The organism is Streptomyces sp. NPDC018026, assembly GCF_044327745.1.
Lineage (GTDB): Bacteria > Actinomycetota > Actinomycetes > Streptomycetales > Streptomycetaceae > Streptomyces > Streptomyces rubrogriseus.
In genome coordinates, this window is the sequence record NZ_JBIRFY010000021.1 from 72,488 (window position 1) to 88,725 (window position 16,238).

Consider the following 16,238-nt stretch of genomic DNA (forward strand, 5'->3'; position numbering starts at 1 on the left):
CGTCGCCGAGACGGCCTCCAGTCAGATCTTCTCGACTCGCACGGAGTGTCCGGCGAGGAGCTGACTCATGTCGTCGGTGTCGGAGGTGAAGACGGTTGCCTCAGCTCCCTGCGCGGCCTCCTGCCCGGCCACAGCCGCCAGAATCGCGTCGATGGCGTACTTGTGCCCATGCAGGCCGGCTGTTCTTAGCATGTCGCGCGCCATGGCGATTACCCGGTCGTCCGTGTGTACGACGCGAATCCGGGACAGCGTCCAGTTCCACAGCGACTGCCTCGACGCCTCGCGCGGGTCCCACGCCTCCAAAGTCGTGAGCGCCGAGGTGACGATCGGGATGTCGAGCCGCGGAGCTGTCTTGATCAGCGCAGCCATCTCCCGATCGCCCTGAACGGCCTTGGAGAGAGCCTCGGAGTCGAACACGAAGACGCGCTGTCGCGGCCGATGCAGCCTCGCCCGGGCGGTGCGGCTCACGCGGCCTCGTCCGAATGCGGGCGCTGCTCGTCGTGCCAACCGTCGATGGCGGCGATGCGGTCCAGCGCTGCCTGCTGCTCGTCGTCCGTCACGGCGCCGTGCTCTTCCTCGAGGCGCCCGGCCAGCTCCCGCAGTCGGTCCATGGCGTCCTGATGAGCGGCGGCGGCCGCGATGTATCCCGACACTCCGCGTGTGTCGACGCGCTCCTTGATCGATTCCACCAGCTCTTCCGGCACGGTGATGGTGATCTTCCGGGTTGCCATACTTCAAGTATGCCACGTTCGCCCGACCCCGGGTGCGGCAGCGTGCGTCATGCATTTCGAGGACGGACCGACTGCTGGACGAGCCGACGCCCCTGGGAGAGCCGTACTCGCGCCACCTTGGCGGCAAGGTGCGAGAGCTCCGCTTCGAGTTGGACGGCGAGGCGGTGCGCGCCCCGTACTGGCTCGCGCCCGGACAGCGGACCGCACTGCTGACGGTCTCCCGGAAGACGAGAATGCGCGAGGCAGCAGAAGTTGAGCGCGCGCACCGAGTCCAAAAGGTCTGCGAGACCGAGCACGGCCACGCCCGGCACAGCTACGAGCGTCGCAAGGAGAGCTGATGAACCACAGCACATGGAGGACGCAATGGGCTCGCGGGCTCGCGGGCGAGGCGGTGGAGTACGACCAGGAGTAGGTCGACGCCCGCCTGGCCGGCGACCTCGGGCATGCGGTGTACGACCGGCGGAGCGGGCCGGGATGACCCAGCCCCAGGTCTCCCGGACGGATGGGGCGACACTGACGGGAGTTTTCCCGAGGTGGGGCTGTGACCTGTGGAAAAGCTCCTCCATGGTTCGCCTGGGTTCGCAGTTGTTCCCGACCTCATGTGTGCTGAATCTGTTCCGGCCGGCGGTGGGTACAGGGGGAGTCCTGAACTGGGACAGACATTCCACTCTCATGCCAAAGGGTGTGAGCGGGCAGGTGGGAAGCCGTAGCCTGGGATCAGCAGCGGAACACAGCCTGATCGAGCGGAGGGATGCCGATGACCACAGCCCCGAGTGGTGTGCCGCACTCGTCGCCGTCTTCGGCGTCGCATCCGCTGCGGACCATCCGTGACATCCGGGACTCCTTGCCGGAGGACCAGCGGCGGCACTTCGACGCGGAGCTCGCCGATACGGAGCTCGAGGCGCTGCCGGAGATGCTGCACCGTTGGGTGAGGCTCAGCAACGACGGATTCGAGCAGTTCCTGCTTTCCCGGCCCTTCGAGGGTCTGGAGTTCGGAGCCCGTTCCTACGACGAGCAAGCGGATGCCGAGTGATCCACCTGCTCGACACCAACGTCGTCGCCGAACTCACGACCCGGGCCAAGCCCGAACCCCGCGTCGTGGCCTGGTTTCACTCCACGGCTCGTCCCAACCGCTTCCTGAGCGTGATCACCGTGGCCGAGATCGAAGCCGGGGTCGCCGTTGCTTCCGATCCCGTACGGCAGGCCCGCTACGCCCGTGCACTCGACGCTGTACGGCACGAATACGGTGACCGCATCGCACCGATCGGAGAGCGGGAAGCGGCCGCCTACCTCACCATCCACAAGACGCTCAAGGCCTCCGGCACCAGCATTGACCCGCCGGACGCGCTGATCGCCGCCACCGCCCTGGCCAACGGCTGGACGGTGGCCACCCGCAACATCAAGCACATGGCCAGGACCGGGGCTCTGGTGATCAACCCGTGGGAGCAGCGAGCGCGCTAGCGGATCCCCGATCCGGATCCCGCGTCTCGCCAGTCCCCTCGACGCCGGTCATCGAGCCTGAGGAGGGCTCAGGAGGCAATTGGGGCGAGAGCACCAGTCAGGGTGGGCCGCAAGGGCGAGGCATGGTTGTTCGGTCAGCTCGGGAGTTCGGTTCCTGCATTGATTCCGTCGTCGAAGACGACCGTCAATGGCTCGGTGTCGTTGCGGCTGGTGGTGGTCAGGTCGTGGGCCAGCCGGCTGTATACGGCGCCAGACAGGGCCCAGGTGCCGTCGTCCTCGCCGTACTTCGCGTTCTTGGTCTGGGTTTCGCGCATCGCGATCAGCACGCCGATGACGGAACGGCCGGAGAGGACGATGCGGAGGCGGTCCTGTCCTTCCTCGCAGGGAGAGGCCGGAGCGCGGAAGTGGGAGATGTCGGCCGCGTGTTCCTGGATGAAGTCCCACAGATCGCGGTGGCAGACCAGGTGGACGGTGCCCACGGTGGCGGCGCTGCCCAGCACGTTGTCATGTCGCGCGAGTGAGTCGCCGACGCTGTTGCTGTCGCGTTCCGAGGCCGAGGAGGTCGGTTCGGGAGCCGCGTCCGTGGGGTCGCCGCCGGCTTCTGCAAGCGTGGCAGCGACTTCCTCGGCGGCCGTCTTCCGTTGCTCGGCGTCCTCGGGCGCGCACGCTTCGGCAGCAGCCGGGTCGGATGCTGTCACGACAGTGCGAATGGCATCGGTGGCCCCGTCCGGCCCGGTGTCAGCATCGCCGGCTTCGTGCGGGGACTGTGACGGTGCCTGGCCGTCGCTGGAGGCTGGCACTGGTGCGGCGATGGAGGAGTCAGTCAGGTGGGCGAACAGCTCGCTGACGGCAGTGCGCAGGGTGTCGACGGTTTCCGCGAGGTCGGAGATGTCCTGCCGCAGGCTGGGCAGTGACTTGTTGATCTCCGAGAGCGAAGCGGCGGCATTGTTGACGCGATTGCGTGTCTCCCGGTTGTCAGCGTGCAGATCGGAGACCTGGGTGGCCACCGCATCGGTGATCTCCCGGCGCGAGGCGTCGACTCGCTCCCCCAAGGCGGTGGTCTGTGCCTCCAGGGCACGGCGAGTGTCCAAAAGCGCGGTCATCAAGTCGTTGCGACGAGTCACAAGTCCCCCTCTGAGAGTGTGATCAGTCAGACTCATTGCGTAGTCTCGCCAGGTGGGAGGGGGTTGACGCGCAGCATGGAACGGCCTGGCTCAAAGGCTGTCTCCAAGGGCTGAAACAAGGCGCAGCCGTCGGCACACATTCGGGGTCTGCCAGACGGCCGCAACAACGCACCCCATGCGACAGTGTGTCTGCCTGGCACTTCTGCTGCTGGATACCGTGACGGCGAACTCCTCTACTAATCGTGCTGCGATTGGTCAGGTGACGGATTTCGTTGCATCACGCGGCCAAAACCGTGTGTCCGTATACGTCGAGTCACGCGTCCCGTTGTGCGCCTATGAGTGTGTCGAGTCGTTGCGCAGCGTTCTCGCGCCGCCTCGGCGATACGGCGAGCACCGCCACACTGCCCGGCAAGTCCGCCGCCCGTCGTCTTCCCGCTCGGCGAGGATCAGCCCGAGCGACCTCAGAGGTTGGCTGCACTCGGGACAGGATGAGGCCTCTCCGCCTATTACGTGCCTTGCCGCGCTCGCCACGGTTCGACATGGTGACATCTAGCTCTCTGGGTATATCCACCCTGGACGCCTGCACTGACTGCACCCCAGAAGGGCTCTGCGTCCCGGAAATGCCCGCCGCCTGTATGCCACTCAGGGCCCGGGTAGGCGTCGCGAAGAGCGCAAAGGGCTGCTGAGGCGAGGCCGCAGCGCTTGAACCCTTCATAGGCGTAAGGGGATTCCACCCAGCCCATGTCGCAAGCCTTGCAGACCACGTACTCGACCTCGAAGGCCAGTTCGGTACCGAAGTAGGCTGCGCGTATCCGCCAGCCTTGCCGTTCGTAGTGTCCAGCCGGTCTGTCGACCCAGGGTCTGGGTGGCGGTGCTATGGATGACTTGTAGTCGTACGACTCGGGGTTAACCCATCGGCGGAGGCGGTCGCGCCACGATGGCTTCTCGGGCCAATCTCGTACCCAGTGCACGAAGCCGGCGAGCCGGGCCAGGTCGCGGATCGCCGTCTCGTCTGCTCCCACGGAGCCCCCTCTTATGCGCAAAGAGCTGCGATCAGCTCGACACTGCCCCACCCGCGAAGCCGACTGCAAGGTCTCCCAGTACGTCACAAATGGTGCTGGACCACTGCTTCATGCTGCTCAACTTCGATGCACCAGCCATACGGTTCTCCTCGTCGTTCGCCTTCGAGTCTTGGTCGTCGTCGTTCAACTTCGATGCCAGGACCTTGCAGATGACGGCTGCGGAGAGGGACAGCGCGAGACTCGGCAGTGCCGAGCTGAGCGCAGCTCCGTTGGCATCCTAACCATGCTCGGCAGTCAGTGAGGTGTGAATGAGGCGCAACGAGCAGGGGTATGCCAGGGGCCCCTATCGGCTGATCGGGATCTCGTAGACGATCTCGCAGTGAGCCGCGGGGACCACGATGTCCGCTGTTTCCACGGGCCGACCGTCGTCGCTGTAGTACGTCCGCCGGATGTGGGTGACGAGTCCGGCTTTCTGGATGCCGAGTAGCGACGCCTCCTCGGCGGTCGCCTGCCTGGGCTCCGGCTGCTCCACGGCATGGCTGACGGTGATCCCGATGGCGGCCATCCGGTTCACGACGCCTGCACCGGCGTGCGGTCCTCCTTCGGGGAGGACGACGAGAGTGCCGGCGGTGAGGTCGTACGGCTCCCAACTGGTCGAGAGCTGCACGGGCCTGCCGTCGGCCAGGAACTCGTACGCGGTTCGGACACACAACTCGCCCTCGGCGATGCCGAGCCGGGCGGCGATCTCCGCCGGGGCCGGCACCTTGGCGTCGGTCCTGCTCTCCCAGTCGCCCTGCCTGCCGACGGCCTTCATGTCCGCCCGGAACGGCGACCCTTCGGGTTGCTCGCGCGCTGATGAGCGCACGACGCGCACGCGTTGCCGGGGCTGGGCGACGTAGGTGCCCGAACCGGCTCGGCCCTCCAGCACGCCTTGGGAGATCAGCAGCTCTTGCGCCCTGCGGACGACGTTCTCGCCTACGCCGCACTCCTGGCCGATCTGCGCGCGGGAGGGAAGCCGGTCCCCCGGTTCCCACACGTGCTCCGCGATCCGCTGCCGTAGCTCGTCGGCGATGCGGAGATAGGGCGGCTGCTCAGGCATATGGAAAATCTAGTCCACTAGCTCTAATCTAGTTAACTAGCTTCACTCAAAGTGATCGCCGAGTGACGGAGGCTTTCCTGTGCCCGCTTCGCGAGTGAGCGCGGAGGCCATCGCCGCTCGGTTATCGGCGGTCGGGCTCACCACACGCGTGGAAGAGCACGACCGGTGCACGTCGGTCGAGGCGGAGGTGCCGGAATCGCTCTCCGCGGAGTCATGGCGGGAGGTCCTGGAAGGGGGCCCTGGACCGTCATTGGTCTGGGGCTGGCCTTCTGGCGGGCCAGCAGCAGTTCGATGACGCCACTTGATCGCAAACTTCCTTGCGGACAGACTGCCCTCCATGGGATCAGTAGGCATGGCCACCGACGCGCAGATCAAGATGCTGCGATGAGCGCCGACCTGCCCTTCTTCCGGTATCACCCGGATCCCCTGGCAAGCGGGTCCATCCGCGCGTCCGCCGAGTCGTGTGCCTGCTGCGGCCGCAGCACGGGCTGGATCTACACGGCAACCTTCTACTCCGCGCAAGAGGTCAGCGGACGCTTCTGCCCCTGGTGCATCGCAGACGGGAGCGCGGCCGAACGCTTCGCGGGTGAATTCACCGAATCCTACGGTCTCGACGGCGTGAGCGACGACGTACTGCGCGAGGTCACCCGCCGCACACCGGGCTTCCACGCTTGGCAGGATCCGCACTGGCTCGTCCACTGTCACGACGCGGGTGCCTTCGTGGGCGAAGTCGGGTACACCGAGTTGGCGGAGCACCCCGAAGCCCTCGACCAGCTGCGAGCCGACCTGCGCATCGACGGCCACCACGACGAAAGCCGGCTTGAGCGCCTCTTGACCCGCCTGGGCGGGGGGATGACCGCCATGCTCTTCCGGTGCACCGTCTGCGGCGCCCACCTCGCCTACACCGACGCATCCTGAAGATCGTCTGCCGTACCCGTGCCGGCTGGACCAGTGGCTGCACGAGCTCGAGGCGTGCGGCACCCTGGTCTGCGGCGGCTTGCGTCATGCATTTCGAGGTATATACCGTTGATTGCATGACGGAGCGATGGCAGGTCGAGATCGAGCCCGAAGTGCGGGATTGGCTGGAGCTGCTTCCGTTCCGCCTGTACCGGCGGGTCGAGGACAAGACGGACCGACTGCTGGACGAGCCGACGACCCTCGGAGAGCCGTACTCGCGCCACCTGGGCGGCAAGGTGCGAGAGCTCCGCTTCGAGTTGGACGGCGAGGCGGTACGCATCCCGTACTGGCTCGCGCCCCGACAACGGATCGTGCTGCTGACGGTCTTCCGGAAGACGAGAATGCGCGAGGCAGCAGAAGTTGAGCGCGCGCACCAGGCTCAGAAGGTCTGCGAGGCCGAACACGGCCACGCCCAGCACATCTACGAGCGGCGCAAGGAGAGCTGATGAACCACAGCACATGGAGGACGCGTCGGACGCGTCGACTCGAGGGCGAGGCGGTGGAGTACGACCAAGAGTACGTCGACGCCCGCTTGGCCGGCGACCTCGGGCAGGCGGTGTACGACCGGCGGATCGAGCTGGGGCTGTCCCAGACGGAGCTGGCAGAGCGGGCCGGGATGACCCAGCCCCAGGTCTCCCGGATGGAGGGGGGCGACACTGTGCCGACGCTCCCGCTGCTGCGGCGCCTGGCCAAGGCCTTGGACGGCACACTGAACCTGACCATTGACGAAGGCGACTCGCACGTCACCTTCACCCCGCACGCCGCCTGAACCGACGAAGGGCACCTACGAATGACTGTAGGTGCCCTTTCCGGTGCCCCCGGCAGGATTCGAACCTGCGACACCCGCTTTAGGAGCGAGGTTGGGCGACTGTCGCTGTGGCCTGCATGTATCCGCAGTGCGGCAAGATCCGGCGTGTTCCCCGCCGTTTCCGCTGACTCCTCGTGGTTCCCCGCACGTTCTGGCAGGAGAGTGGCACGGTCCTGCGGTAGTGGTGAGGCAGCCGACCCTTGTCGCACCCCGGGTCGCGGCCTTTACCGTGCGGACGACCTCACCACTCGGCAGAGTACACCTTCTGATCCGTAGCTCTAAGTGGATCGGTCCGCGACGGTCTTACCGGCCTCGCGATGGCTGCAGGAGTACACAGACGGTCGGGGCGGATTGGTGGGGTTGCTGAACTTCACTGCTGTACCCCCGACCGCTGACGCTTCGAAACATAGCCATTGACATCCCCTCGCGGTGTTACTCGGGAAGCCGTCGTATGCCGTCGGCGCCTAGTATCCGCGAGGCGAGTTTGAGGTATGCCAGGTAGGCTGAGTATGTTGCAGTTTGGCAGTCAGAAAGCTGCTCCAGGCCCGACGGCGTACGACTCAAATCCTGTCGAAGTTCGCTGAGGCATTCAAGCACAGTGCTTTCATAGCGACCCAACGCCTCTTCGATGTGCACAGCCGCCCTAGTAATGCTGTCAGGGCCTTCGACGGATACTTGAGCATATCGATGCTCAAGATCGACCCAGCCGCTTTGCACGGACGTGTAGTTCGTTTGAGCGGTGGCTAGATGTTGCGTGCGTTCGTCTTCGGGTCGACCGCTCTCACTTGCCAACTCAAGAGCAATCTTGGCATCTTTCAGCTGCAAATACTCTCGGTGAACTCCTTCGGCGTACCCAGTGTAGGCCGCCTTCCTCGGTTCCCTGATGAAGCGCGCATACTCAGCGCTCAGCCCGGAACGCGCCTGAGAGCGGGCCAATAGAGCTGCAATGATGCCAGCGCCCCCAGTACCTAACGCCCCGACAGTTGCTCCTAGTACGGCAGCGAGTCCTGCGTCCATGACCATCAGCCTGCCCGGTGAACGAAGCTGTTGTTGGGTATTTGATCAAACCAGCGCTACCGAACTGCCTCACCCACCACTCACCCCAGCTCCCATCCCGTCCGCCGTCGACCCACACACCGTGGAGCGGGCGTGGTTCAGGGCGTCCAGGTGGAGCGCGCCACTGTACGAACGACCTGGACGCCCTGGGCCGCGTCTGCTCGGCTTTGCCTGGGTCGACGGTGGACGGCACGAGTCGGTGATCCGGCTGCATCTCCTGCCTACCTTCGGTGAGCGACCGCTGTCGTCGATCACGACGGCACAGGTCCGGGCCTGGCGCACGAAGTGTTTGGAGCGGACCGGTGAGCCGACCGTGGTCAAGGCCTACCAGATCTTGCGCGCGGTCCTGAACACGGCTGTTGACGATGAACTGATCCGTCGCAACCCGTGCCGGATCAAGGGAGCCGACCGCTACGACGTGCCGGAACGGCCCGTTCTCGCCGTATCCGAGGTGTACGCCGTGGCCGACTCGATCGCACCGCGCTACCGGCTGCTTGTCCTCCTTGCTGCCTTCGCCGGACTTCGGTTCGGAGAGCTGGCCTCGCTCCGCCGGCGGGACGTCGACACCGATAGCGCCGCGCTCATGGTCCAGCGCTCGCAAGCCGAGATGCAGACTGGTGCGCTTTTCGACAAGGCGCCCAAGTCCAACGCCGGCGTTCGCCCCGTGGCCTTCCCTACCGAACTCCTGCCGGACGTGAAGCGCCACCTCGACAACTACGCCGGGGCCGGCCGTGACGGGCATGTCTTCCTCGGCCCCCAGGGCGGCCGACTCCGCCGGAGCAACTTCCGCGACGACTGGATCAACGCGCGGAAGAAGGCGGGCGTCACCGCAGACGTGCACTTCCACGATCTTCGGCACACCGGGAACACCCTCGCCGCGTCCGGTGCGAGCCTGCGTGAGCTGATGACCAGGATGGGCCACAACACGCCCCGTGCGGCCCTGATCTATCAGCACATGGTCAACGGCCGTGACCGTGAGATCGCCGATCGGCTTGGTTCGATGATCCGCAAGGAACGGGGTGAGGGGGACTCCTAGCGGACCTTGTGGCATGTGCGTGGCACGGCCGCGATCACGGCAAAGGGCCAGTTCGAGGGGATCAAGCCCCTGAACTGGCCCTTAGTGCTGTGCCCCCGGCAGGATTCGAACCTGCGACACCCGCTTTAGGAGAGCGGTGCTCTATCCCCTGAGCTACGGAGGCAAAGGTGACTGGCGACAGTGTAGCGGGTGGGCCCTGGCGGTCGCCGGGGTGCGGTGGGTGAGGGGCGGGGGCGTCGAACACGGAGGGGCGTGGCCTTGTCGGGAGCCCGCTCCACCCGATCCACCAGCGCATCCTCGTAGCGCGGCTGACCCGGTCGGGCCACGTCGGTGCGCCGCGCCGACCAAGTCGTCCGGGACATCGTGGACCCGCACGCCGGGCGGTGAGGGGCGGTAGCGGTGCGGCGACAGCTCCCGTGGGTGGCCGGAGAGTGGTCGACCGTCTTTCGCTTCAGCCGCTCTGCTCCCCGATAACGGCGCGATAGGTCCCGCATATCCGTCGCCAGCACAGTGGAGCCCGATCTCGTTTCGAGGTGTCGAATCAACCCTGAGCCCCAGAGGTGAACGCGATGAGTACGGACCCCAAGTCGGTTGTGCACGGGATCCTGGCCGAGGATCTGGAAGTGGACCCCGCGGAGATCACGGACGGTGCCTCACTGCGGAACCTGGACCTGGACTCGCTGGCCGTGGCCGAGCTGATCGTGCGGATCAAGGAGGAGACCGGCGTGGACCTCGGCGGTGAGGAGACGCGGATCGCGGATCTCACCGTCGGGGAAGTGGTCCTGCTGGCCGGCTCGGGTCTGGAAGCGGCGTGACCGAGGGGCCCGCCGCCATCACCGGTGTCGGGCTGGTGACGCCGGCCGGTACCGACGCCGACTCGACCTGGGAGGCGATGTGCGCCGCCCGGTCCCTGGAGGGCGGTGACCCCGAGCCGCTGGCCGGTACCGGGGCGTGGCACAGCCTGCGGGTGCCCGAGCTGCGGCCGGGGCAGCTGACCGGGCGCGGGACCGCCCGTACCGATCCGTTCATCCGGTTCGCGCTGGTGGCGGTGGCGGAGGCGCTGGCGCAGTCGGGGCTCGACCCGGACGGCTGGGACGGCAGCCGGGTCGGGGTCGTCGTGGGCAGCGCCTTCGGGGGTGTGACCACGCACGACGAGCAGCACCGGCGGCTGGAGCGGCAGGGGGCGGCCATGGTGTCGCCGTACCTGCACCCCCGGGCGCTGATCAACATGGCGGCCGGGACCATCGGCGCCCGGTACGGGATCACCGGGCCCGGTCACACCGTGGCCGCCGCCTGCGCCTCGGGGGCCTCGGCGCTCGGGCTCGGCAAGACGCTGCTGGACGCCGGTGTCTGCGACACGGTCGTCGTCTGCGGCACGGACGCGGCCGTCACCCCCCTCGTCGTCTCCGGGTTCGCCCGGATGGGCGCGCTGTCCGAGCAGAAGGCGACCGACGCGTCGCGGCCGTTCGGCGCCGAGCGCGACGGATTCGTGATCTCCGAGGGTGCCGCCGCCGTCGTCATGGAGAAGCCGGCCAAGGCGCGGGCGCGGGGCGCGGAGGTGCTGGGGCGGCTGCTCGGCCATGCCGACACCTCCGACGCCCATCACCCGACGGCCCCCCGTCCGGACGGTGCGGGCGCCGCGGCCGCCGTCGAGCAGGCGCTGGCGGCGGCGCGCATGTCGGTGCGGGACGTGACCACCGTCAACGCGCACGGCACCTCGACCCCGCAGAACGACCTGACGGAGGCGCGGCTCATCGCCCGCCTCTTCCCGCACGGCCCGTCCGTCACCGCGAACAAGGGCCTGCTGGGCCACACGCTCGGCGCGGCGGGCGCCATCGAGGCCGTACTGACCCTGCGCAGCCTGCGCACCGGCGTGCTGCCGCCGATCGCGCACACCGAGCGGGCCGACCCCGGCCTGCCCGAGCTCGACCTGGTTCTCGGCGGGGTGCGTCGGCACGACGGGAACGTCGCCGTGAGCACCTCCTTCGGGTTCGGCGGCAGCAACTGCGCGCTGGTGCTGGACGCCGGCTGAACGACGCCACGGCGTCCACGGCGTCCACGGATCCGAGCTTCCCTTCCTGGAGAGTCCATGACGCAACGCGAAGAAGAGTTGGCCCGTGTCCTCTCCGGGCCCGAGTTCGCCACCATCCGACCGGACGACCTGAGCGTCCTCGACTACAGCCTGCTGACGCTGCGCCGGGCGCGGCTCCTCAACGGCGCCGGTTTCGCGGCGAACTCGCTCTGGCTGGGCCGGGGCGACGGCGCCCGCTTCCCGGAGTTCCTGCGCACCATGGGCTGGATCGGCGCGTACGACCTGTCCCTGCTCAACGTCCTTGTCTCGCACCAGATCGCGGGCGACGCGCTGCTCAGCCACGGCGGTCCGGAGCAACTGGACGCCTGGGCGGGGGAGATCGACGCGATGGAGCGGATGTACTGCTTCGCCGGTTCCGAACTGCTCGCCGGTTCGGACCTGAAGCGGGTGCGGACCACCGCGGTCTACGACCCGCACGACCGGAGCCTGGTGCTGAACACGCCCCGGCCCGCCGACAGCAAGGTGTGGACCGGCAACAGCCTGCACACCGGCGACGTGGCCATGGTGCTGGCCCGGCTGGAGGTCGGCGGGCGCGACGAGGGCCACCACTGGCTGCGGGTACCGCTGCGCGAGGACGGGGCCGTACTGCCCGGCGTGCGCATCGGCCGGGCCGAGCCGAAGGGCGGCGTCACTGCCAACCAGACCGGCGTACTGACCTTCACGGACCACCGGCTGCCGCTGTCCGCGCTGATGAACCGCTGGGCGTCGATCGACGAGGAGGGCACCTACCGGTCCCCGCTGCCGCGCCACCGGCGGTTCGAGGAGTGCCTGGCCACCTTCACCCACGAGCGGCTCTTCCCGTCGGTGGGAGCGGCGTACGCGCAACTGCTCGCCTGCGCGATCACCACGCGGTTCGCGGCCGTCAAGGAGACCTTCGGCAGGCCGCTGCTCGGCCACGAGCACTACCGCATGCGGCTGTCGGCGGCCGTGGGGCGCTCGCTGGCCGCCCGGCACGCCATGGCGGCGCTGTCCGAGGTGGCGGTGGCCCGCAGCGCCGAGGGAGCACCGGCCCGGGACCAGGTGCTGCACGCCCTGATCTCCTGCGGCAAGTCCGGCTGCACCGGCGACGCCCGGCACACGCTGGCCGAGACCCGGGAGCTGTGCGGCGGGCTCGGCTACCACGACGCCAACCAGATCGCGCCGCTGCTGCACGACTACGAGATCGCCGTCACCTTCGGCGGTGACAACACCGTCCTCGGCTACCAGGCGACCCGGTTCGCCCTGCGCCACCGCGAGGACTTCGACCGGGTGCTGGACGAGGCGGTCGCCGGGGCCGAACGGCTGGACGCCGTCCGGGTGCTGCGGGCCGTGTGCGCCGTCCTGCTCGACCGGGTGAAGCGGGACGGCGCCGGTGAGGCCAGTGCGCAGTGGAGCCGCGCCGTCCACCAGACGCTGGCGATCGGCCACTGGGCCCGGCAGGCATCGACCCCGCTGTCCGAGCGGCTGCTCGCGCAGTACGCGGCGGTCTGCGTCCTGGAACACGCGCTGGCCGCCCTGCGGGCCGGGATCCTCGGCCAGGACGCCCTCCTGGGGTTCGAGGCGGCCCGGCACGAGGCGGCGGGCGCCGCCCTCGACGCCGACGCGCTGCTACGCGAACTGGCCGTGCCCGAGGGCCTGATCAGCGCCCCGATCGCCCACCCGGACTTCGCGGACCGGCACGCCGCCGCGGCCCACGCCGGCACCGTCCCGGCCCCCGGCGCCGTGCAGGCCGGAGTACGCCCGTGAGCGCGGCGGGGGACGGCCGGGCCGGGTCCGTCGTCACCGGGCTGGGCACCTGTCTGCCGGAGACCGTGGTCGACAACGACGAGGTGTCGCGGCACCTGGACACCGACCACGCCTGGATCCACAGCCGTACCGGCATCGAGCGCCGGCACCGGGTGTCCCCCGGGACCACCACGGGGGACCTCGCCGTCACCGCCGGGGCCGCCGCGCTGAAGTCCGCCGGACGCGACGACTGCGACCTCGTCCTCCTCGCCACCACCACACCGGACCGGCGCTGCCCCGCCACCGCGCCCCGGGTGGCGTCCCGGCTCGGGCTGCGGGCCGCCGCCGCGTTCGACCTGTCCGCCGTGTGCTCCGGCTTCGTGTACGGGCTGTCCGTGGCCGACGCGATGATCACCGCGGGCACCTGCGACCGGGCCCTGGTCATCGGCGCGGACGTCTACTCCTCGATCGTCGACCCCGACGACCGCGGCACCGCCGTCGTGTTCGGCGACGGCGCGGGCGCCGTGCTCCTGGAGCGCGGCAGCACCGGCGACCCGGGCGCCGTGCTGCACACCGAACTCGGCAGCGACGGCACCGGCGACGAGCTGATCACCATCCCGCCGGACGGCGCGTACCTCACCATGCGCGGCAGCGACGTCTACGCCCGTGCCGTGACCACCATGACGGAGTCGGCGCGCTCCGCCGCCGCCCACGCGGGCTGGGACCTGGCGGACGTGGACGCCTTCGTCGGGCACCAGGCGAACCTCCGCATCCTCACCTCGGTGGCGAAGCGGCTGCGCCTGCCCCGGGAACGGGTGGTGTCGAACATCGCGGACGTGGCCAACACCGCCGCCGCCTCCATCCCCCTCGCGCTCGCCGACGCGGCCGCGCGGGGACGTATCGGCTCCGGGGACCGGCTGCTCCTGACCGCCTTCGGCGGCGGGCTGACCTGGGGCTCCGCCGCCGTCGTCTGGTCGGGCGCGGAACCCGTCCAGGACCGGCGGAGCTGACCGGACCGAGCGACGAACCGGCCGCACGAGAGGAAGGGACAACGTGGTGCCGAAGCTGCGGATCGCGGTCGTCGGCGGGGGCATCGGCGGACTCGCCGCCGCCCTCGCCCTGACCCGGAAGGGCCACGAGGTACGCGTCTACGAGCAGGCGCCGGTACTCAGGGAAGCGGGCGTGGGCATGCACCTGGGCCCCAACGGCAGCCGCCTCCTGGAACGCTGGGGCCTCGGCGAGCGGCTGCGCGCCCTCGGCGTACGGCCCGCGGGCATGGAGGTGCGGGACTGGTCGCACGGGGGCACCCTGGTGCGGCAGCCGATGGGCGAGGAGTGGCTCGCCGAGTTCGGGGCGCCCTACTACACGATCCACCGGGCCGACCTGCACACCATGCTCGCCGAGTCGCTGCCCGGCGGCACGGTGCGGGCCGGGCGCCGGCTCGAACGGTTCACCGAGACCGAGGGCGGGGTCCGGCTGGAGTTCGCCGACGGCTCCACCGCCGGCGCGGACGTCCTGATCGGCGCGGACGGGGCGCACTCCGTGGTGCGCCGCACGCTCGCCGGGCCCGACACCGCCGTCTTCTCCGGCCAGAGCGCCTTCCGCGGCGTCGTCGCCCGCGACCAGGTCCCCGGCCTGCCCGGTGACACGCTCCTGGTGTGGGCGGGACCGGACGCCCGCATGCTGGTCTACCCGGTGCGCGGCGGGCGGTTCCTCACCTTCGTCGCCGTCGTGCCCGACCCGCGGTGGCGCCTGGAGTCCTGGAGCGCCCCCGGCGACCTGGACGACCTGGCCGCCCGCTTCGACGGCTGGAACACCGACGTCAAGTCCCTGGTGGCCGCGGTGCGCGAGTCCCGGCGCTGGGCGCTGTACGACCGTGAGCCGCTGGCCCGCTGGAGCGAGGGCGCCGTCACCCTGCTCGGCGACGCGGCCCACCCGATGCTGCCCCACCACGGCCAGGGCGTCAGCCAGGCCGTCGAGGACGCGGCGGTCCTCGCCCACTGCCTGGACGCCCCGACGGGCACCGGCCCCGCAGCCCCCTCCGCTCCCGCCACCCGGCGGGCGATCGCCGCCGCGCTGGACGCCTACGAAGGCGTCCGCAGGCCGCACACCACCCAGGTCCAGCTCGGTTCGCGGGGCGGCGGCTCCCAGCGGCTGCGGCCCGACGAGGACGGGGCCGAGTCCACGGGCACGATGTCGTCCCTCGTCGAGGACGTGTCCTGGATCCAGCGCCACGACGCCGAGGCCCACCTCCCACCGCTGCCGCCGCTTCCGGCGACGACCTGAACGCACACCCGACCCTGCCCGCGCGAGAGAACCAAGGAGAACCCATGTCGAACCACCTCGACCGGCGGCGCCTGATGACCACCGCCCTCGGCGGCGCCGCGGCCGTCGGTCTCGGTGCAGGCGGCGGCCTGCTCGGCGCCGCTCCGGCCGGTGCCGCCGAGCGCCCCGTCACCCCGCACCGCGGCCACGACGACTTCCCCGACGTACCCGGCATGCTCGGCGACCGCCGCGCCAACGAACTCTGGTACATGTTCGACGAGACCACGCTCTACAACGTGGGCCCGGAGCTGGAGCAGGCGTTCACCGACATCGAGACCGCGCTCGGCGACGGCTGGGAGCGGGCCATCTTCGACGCCTGGATGGCCATGGCCGCCACCAGCGACTACCCGAACAACTTCATCGAGTACGTCACCCCCGTCAAGGGTCCGCTCCGGGTGCTCTCCAAGGCCCAGCTCGGCGTCTTCGACACCTACTACCGGCCGAACGGCCACGGCATCGTCGGCGCCTTCGCGGACTTCGCCCAGGGCGTGCTCAACGACCCCCGCCGCGAGCGCCCGGTGCACACCATGAACGGCAACCCGCCGCCCGGCTACCACATCTGGTTCATCTTCATGCGGGCGATGATGCTGCTGGACATCAGCCGGCACCGCTGGGAGCGGATGGCCCCGGTCAACGCCATGGCATGGGCGATCCAGACCATCGCCAAGCCCTCCCAGTTCGAGGTCAAGGAGCCGCTGCCGCGCCGGGTCGTGGCCCGGGAGGCCGCCAAGTGGCTGCCGCGCAGCGTGCACCGGCTCGACCGCGACTTCCTGTCCTACCCGCTGCCCGAAGGCATGAGCTGACGGACCCGGCGCCGCGGCGA

General features: G+C 69.3%; 16 protein-coding genes, 1 tRNA gene and 1 pseudogene. 13 read left to right on the forward strand and 5 right to left on the reverse strand.

Annotated elements, in window-relative coordinates:
* Window positions 1–21: 21 nt before the first annotated feature.
* Window positions 22–468, reverse strand: a complete 447-nt coding sequence (locus ACH4D3_RS38175) for a hypothetical protein (protein WP_398332334.1) — start codon at window positions 466–468, stop codon at window positions 22–24.
* The gene (locus ACH4D3_RS38180) at window positions 465–731 is read right to left on the reverse strand and encodes a hypothetical protein (protein WP_398332336.1); all 267 of its coding nucleotides are present in this window, start codon (window positions 729–731) and stop codon (window positions 465–467) included. The genes ACH4D3_RS38175 and ACH4D3_RS38180 overlap by 4 nt, the downstream gene beginning before the upstream one ends.
* A gap of 59 nt (window positions 732–790) precedes the next feature.
* Between ACH4D3_RS38180 and ACH4D3_RS38185 the strand changes: the two are divergent.
* The 3 genes and pseudogenes from ACH4D3_RS38185 to ACH4D3_RS38195 form a co-directional block, all read left to right on the forward strand.
* Window positions 791–1,069, forward strand: a pseudogene (locus tag ACH4D3_RS38185) (type II toxin-antitoxin system RelE/ParE family toxin); the annotation flags it as partial.
* 419 nt (window positions 1,070–1,488) lie between these two features.
* Complete coding sequence (locus tag ACH4D3_RS38190; RefSeq protein WP_398332338.1) at window positions 1,489–1,764, forward strand: hypothetical protein; 276 nt, start codon at window positions 1,489–1,491, stop codon at window positions 1,762–1,764.
* Window positions 1,761–2,192, forward strand: coding sequence for a type II toxin-antitoxin system VapC family toxin (locus ACH4D3_RS38195; RefSeq protein ID WP_398332340.1), 432 nt, complete (start codon window positions 1,761–1,763; stop codon window positions 2,190–2,192). Before ACH4D3_RS38190 ends, ACH4D3_RS38195 begins: the two co-directional genes overlap by 4 nt.
* A gap of 134 nt (window positions 2,193–2,326) precedes the next feature.
* On the opposite strand, the gene ACH4D3_RS38200 is transcribed toward ACH4D3_RS38195, so the two are convergent.
* Window positions 2,327–3,316, reverse strand: a complete 990-nt coding sequence (locus ACH4D3_RS38200) for a hypothetical protein (RefSeq protein ID WP_398332342.1) — start codon at window positions 3,314–3,316, stop codon at window positions 2,327–2,329.
* Between the two features lie 1,365 nt (window positions 3,317–4,681).
* The gene (locus ACH4D3_RS38205; RefSeq protein ID WP_398332344.1) at window positions 4,682–5,437 is read right to left on the reverse strand and encodes a GntR family transcriptional regulator; all 756 of its coding nucleotides are present in this window, start codon (window positions 5,435–5,437) and stop codon (window positions 4,682–4,684) included.
* Window positions 5,438–5,821: 384 nt separating this feature from the next.
* On the opposite strand from ACH4D3_RS38205, the gene ACH4D3_RS38210 reads away from it, so the two are divergent.
* From ACH4D3_RS38210 to ACH4D3_RS38225, 4 genes are all read left to right on the forward strand, one after another.
* Window positions 5,822–6,355 carry a CbrC family protein gene (locus tag ACH4D3_RS38210; protein ID WP_398332346.1) on the forward strand — a complete coding sequence of 178 codons (534 nt, stop codon included), beginning with the start codon at window positions 5,822–5,824 and terminating at the stop codon, window positions 6,353–6,355.
* A 116-nt stretch (window positions 6,356–6,471) separates the two neighbouring features.
* Window positions 6,472–6,840 carry a type II toxin-antitoxin system RelE/ParE family toxin gene (locus tag ACH4D3_RS38215; protein ID WP_398332348.1) on the forward strand — a complete coding sequence of 123 codons (369 nt, stop codon included), beginning with the start codon at window positions 6,472–6,474 and terminating at the stop codon, window positions 6,838–6,840.
* Window positions 6,840–7,163, forward strand: a complete 324-nt coding sequence (locus ACH4D3_RS38220) for a helix-turn-helix domain-containing protein (RefSeq protein ID WP_398332350.1) — start codon at window positions 6,840–6,842, stop codon at window positions 7,161–7,163. The genes ACH4D3_RS38215 and ACH4D3_RS38220 overlap by 1 nt, the downstream gene beginning before the upstream one ends.
* 1,294 nt (window positions 7,164–8,457) lie before the next feature.
* Window positions 8,458–9,294 (forward strand): tyrosine-type recombinase/integrase, encoded by an 837-nt coding sequence (locus ACH4D3_RS38225; RefSeq protein WP_398332351.1) that lies wholly within the window; start codon window positions 8,458–8,460, stop codon window positions 9,292–9,294.
* 90 nt (window positions 9,295–9,384) lie between these two features.
* Here the strand turns inward: ACH4D3_RS38225 and ACH4D3_RS38230 are convergent.
* Window positions 9,385–9,457 (reverse strand) — tRNA-Arg (locus tag ACH4D3_RS38230).
* 406 nt (window positions 9,458–9,863) lie between these two features.
* Here ACH4D3_RS38230 and ACH4D3_RS38235 point away from each other — a divergent pair.
* From ACH4D3_RS38235 to ACH4D3_RS38260, 6 genes are read left to right on the forward strand one after another with little or no spacing between them, the layout of a single operon-like run.
* Complete coding sequence (locus ACH4D3_RS38235) at window positions 9,864–10,109, forward strand: acyl carrier protein (RefSeq protein ID WP_398332353.1); 246 nt, start codon at window positions 9,864–9,866, stop codon at window positions 10,107–10,109.
* Window positions 10,106–11,326, forward strand: coding sequence for a beta-ketoacyl-[acyl-carrier-protein] synthase family protein (locus ACH4D3_RS38240; protein ID WP_398332355.1), 1,221 nt, complete (start codon window positions 10,106–10,108; stop codon window positions 11,324–11,326). The genes ACH4D3_RS38235 and ACH4D3_RS38240 overlap by 4 nt, the downstream gene beginning before the upstream one ends.
* Window positions 11,327–11,383: 57 nt before the next feature.
* Window positions 11,384–13,111, forward strand: coding sequence for an acyl-CoA dehydrogenase family protein (locus ACH4D3_RS38245; RefSeq protein ID WP_398332356.1), 1,728 nt, complete (start codon window positions 11,384–11,386; stop codon window positions 13,109–13,111).
* Window positions 13,108–14,100: a beta-ketoacyl-ACP synthase III gene (locus ACH4D3_RS38250; protein ID WP_398332357.1), complete on the forward strand. Its 993-nt coding sequence runs from the start codon at window positions 13,108–13,110 to the stop codon at window positions 14,098–14,100. Before ACH4D3_RS38245 ends, ACH4D3_RS38250 begins: the two co-directional genes overlap by 4 nt.
* Before the next feature lie 43 nt (window positions 14,101–14,143).
* Window positions 14,144–15,376 carry an FAD-dependent monooxygenase gene (locus tag ACH4D3_RS38255; RefSeq protein ID WP_398332359.1) on the forward strand — a complete coding sequence of 411 codons (1,233 nt, stop codon included), beginning with the start codon at window positions 14,144–14,146 and terminating at the stop codon, window positions 15,374–15,376.
* Between the two features lie 44 nt (window positions 15,377–15,420).
* Window positions 15,421–16,218 (forward strand): hypothetical protein, encoded by a 798-nt coding sequence (locus tag ACH4D3_RS38260; protein WP_398332361.1) that lies wholly within the window; start codon window positions 15,421–15,423, stop codon window positions 16,216–16,218.
* Window positions 16,219–16,238: the final 20 nt, after the last annotated feature.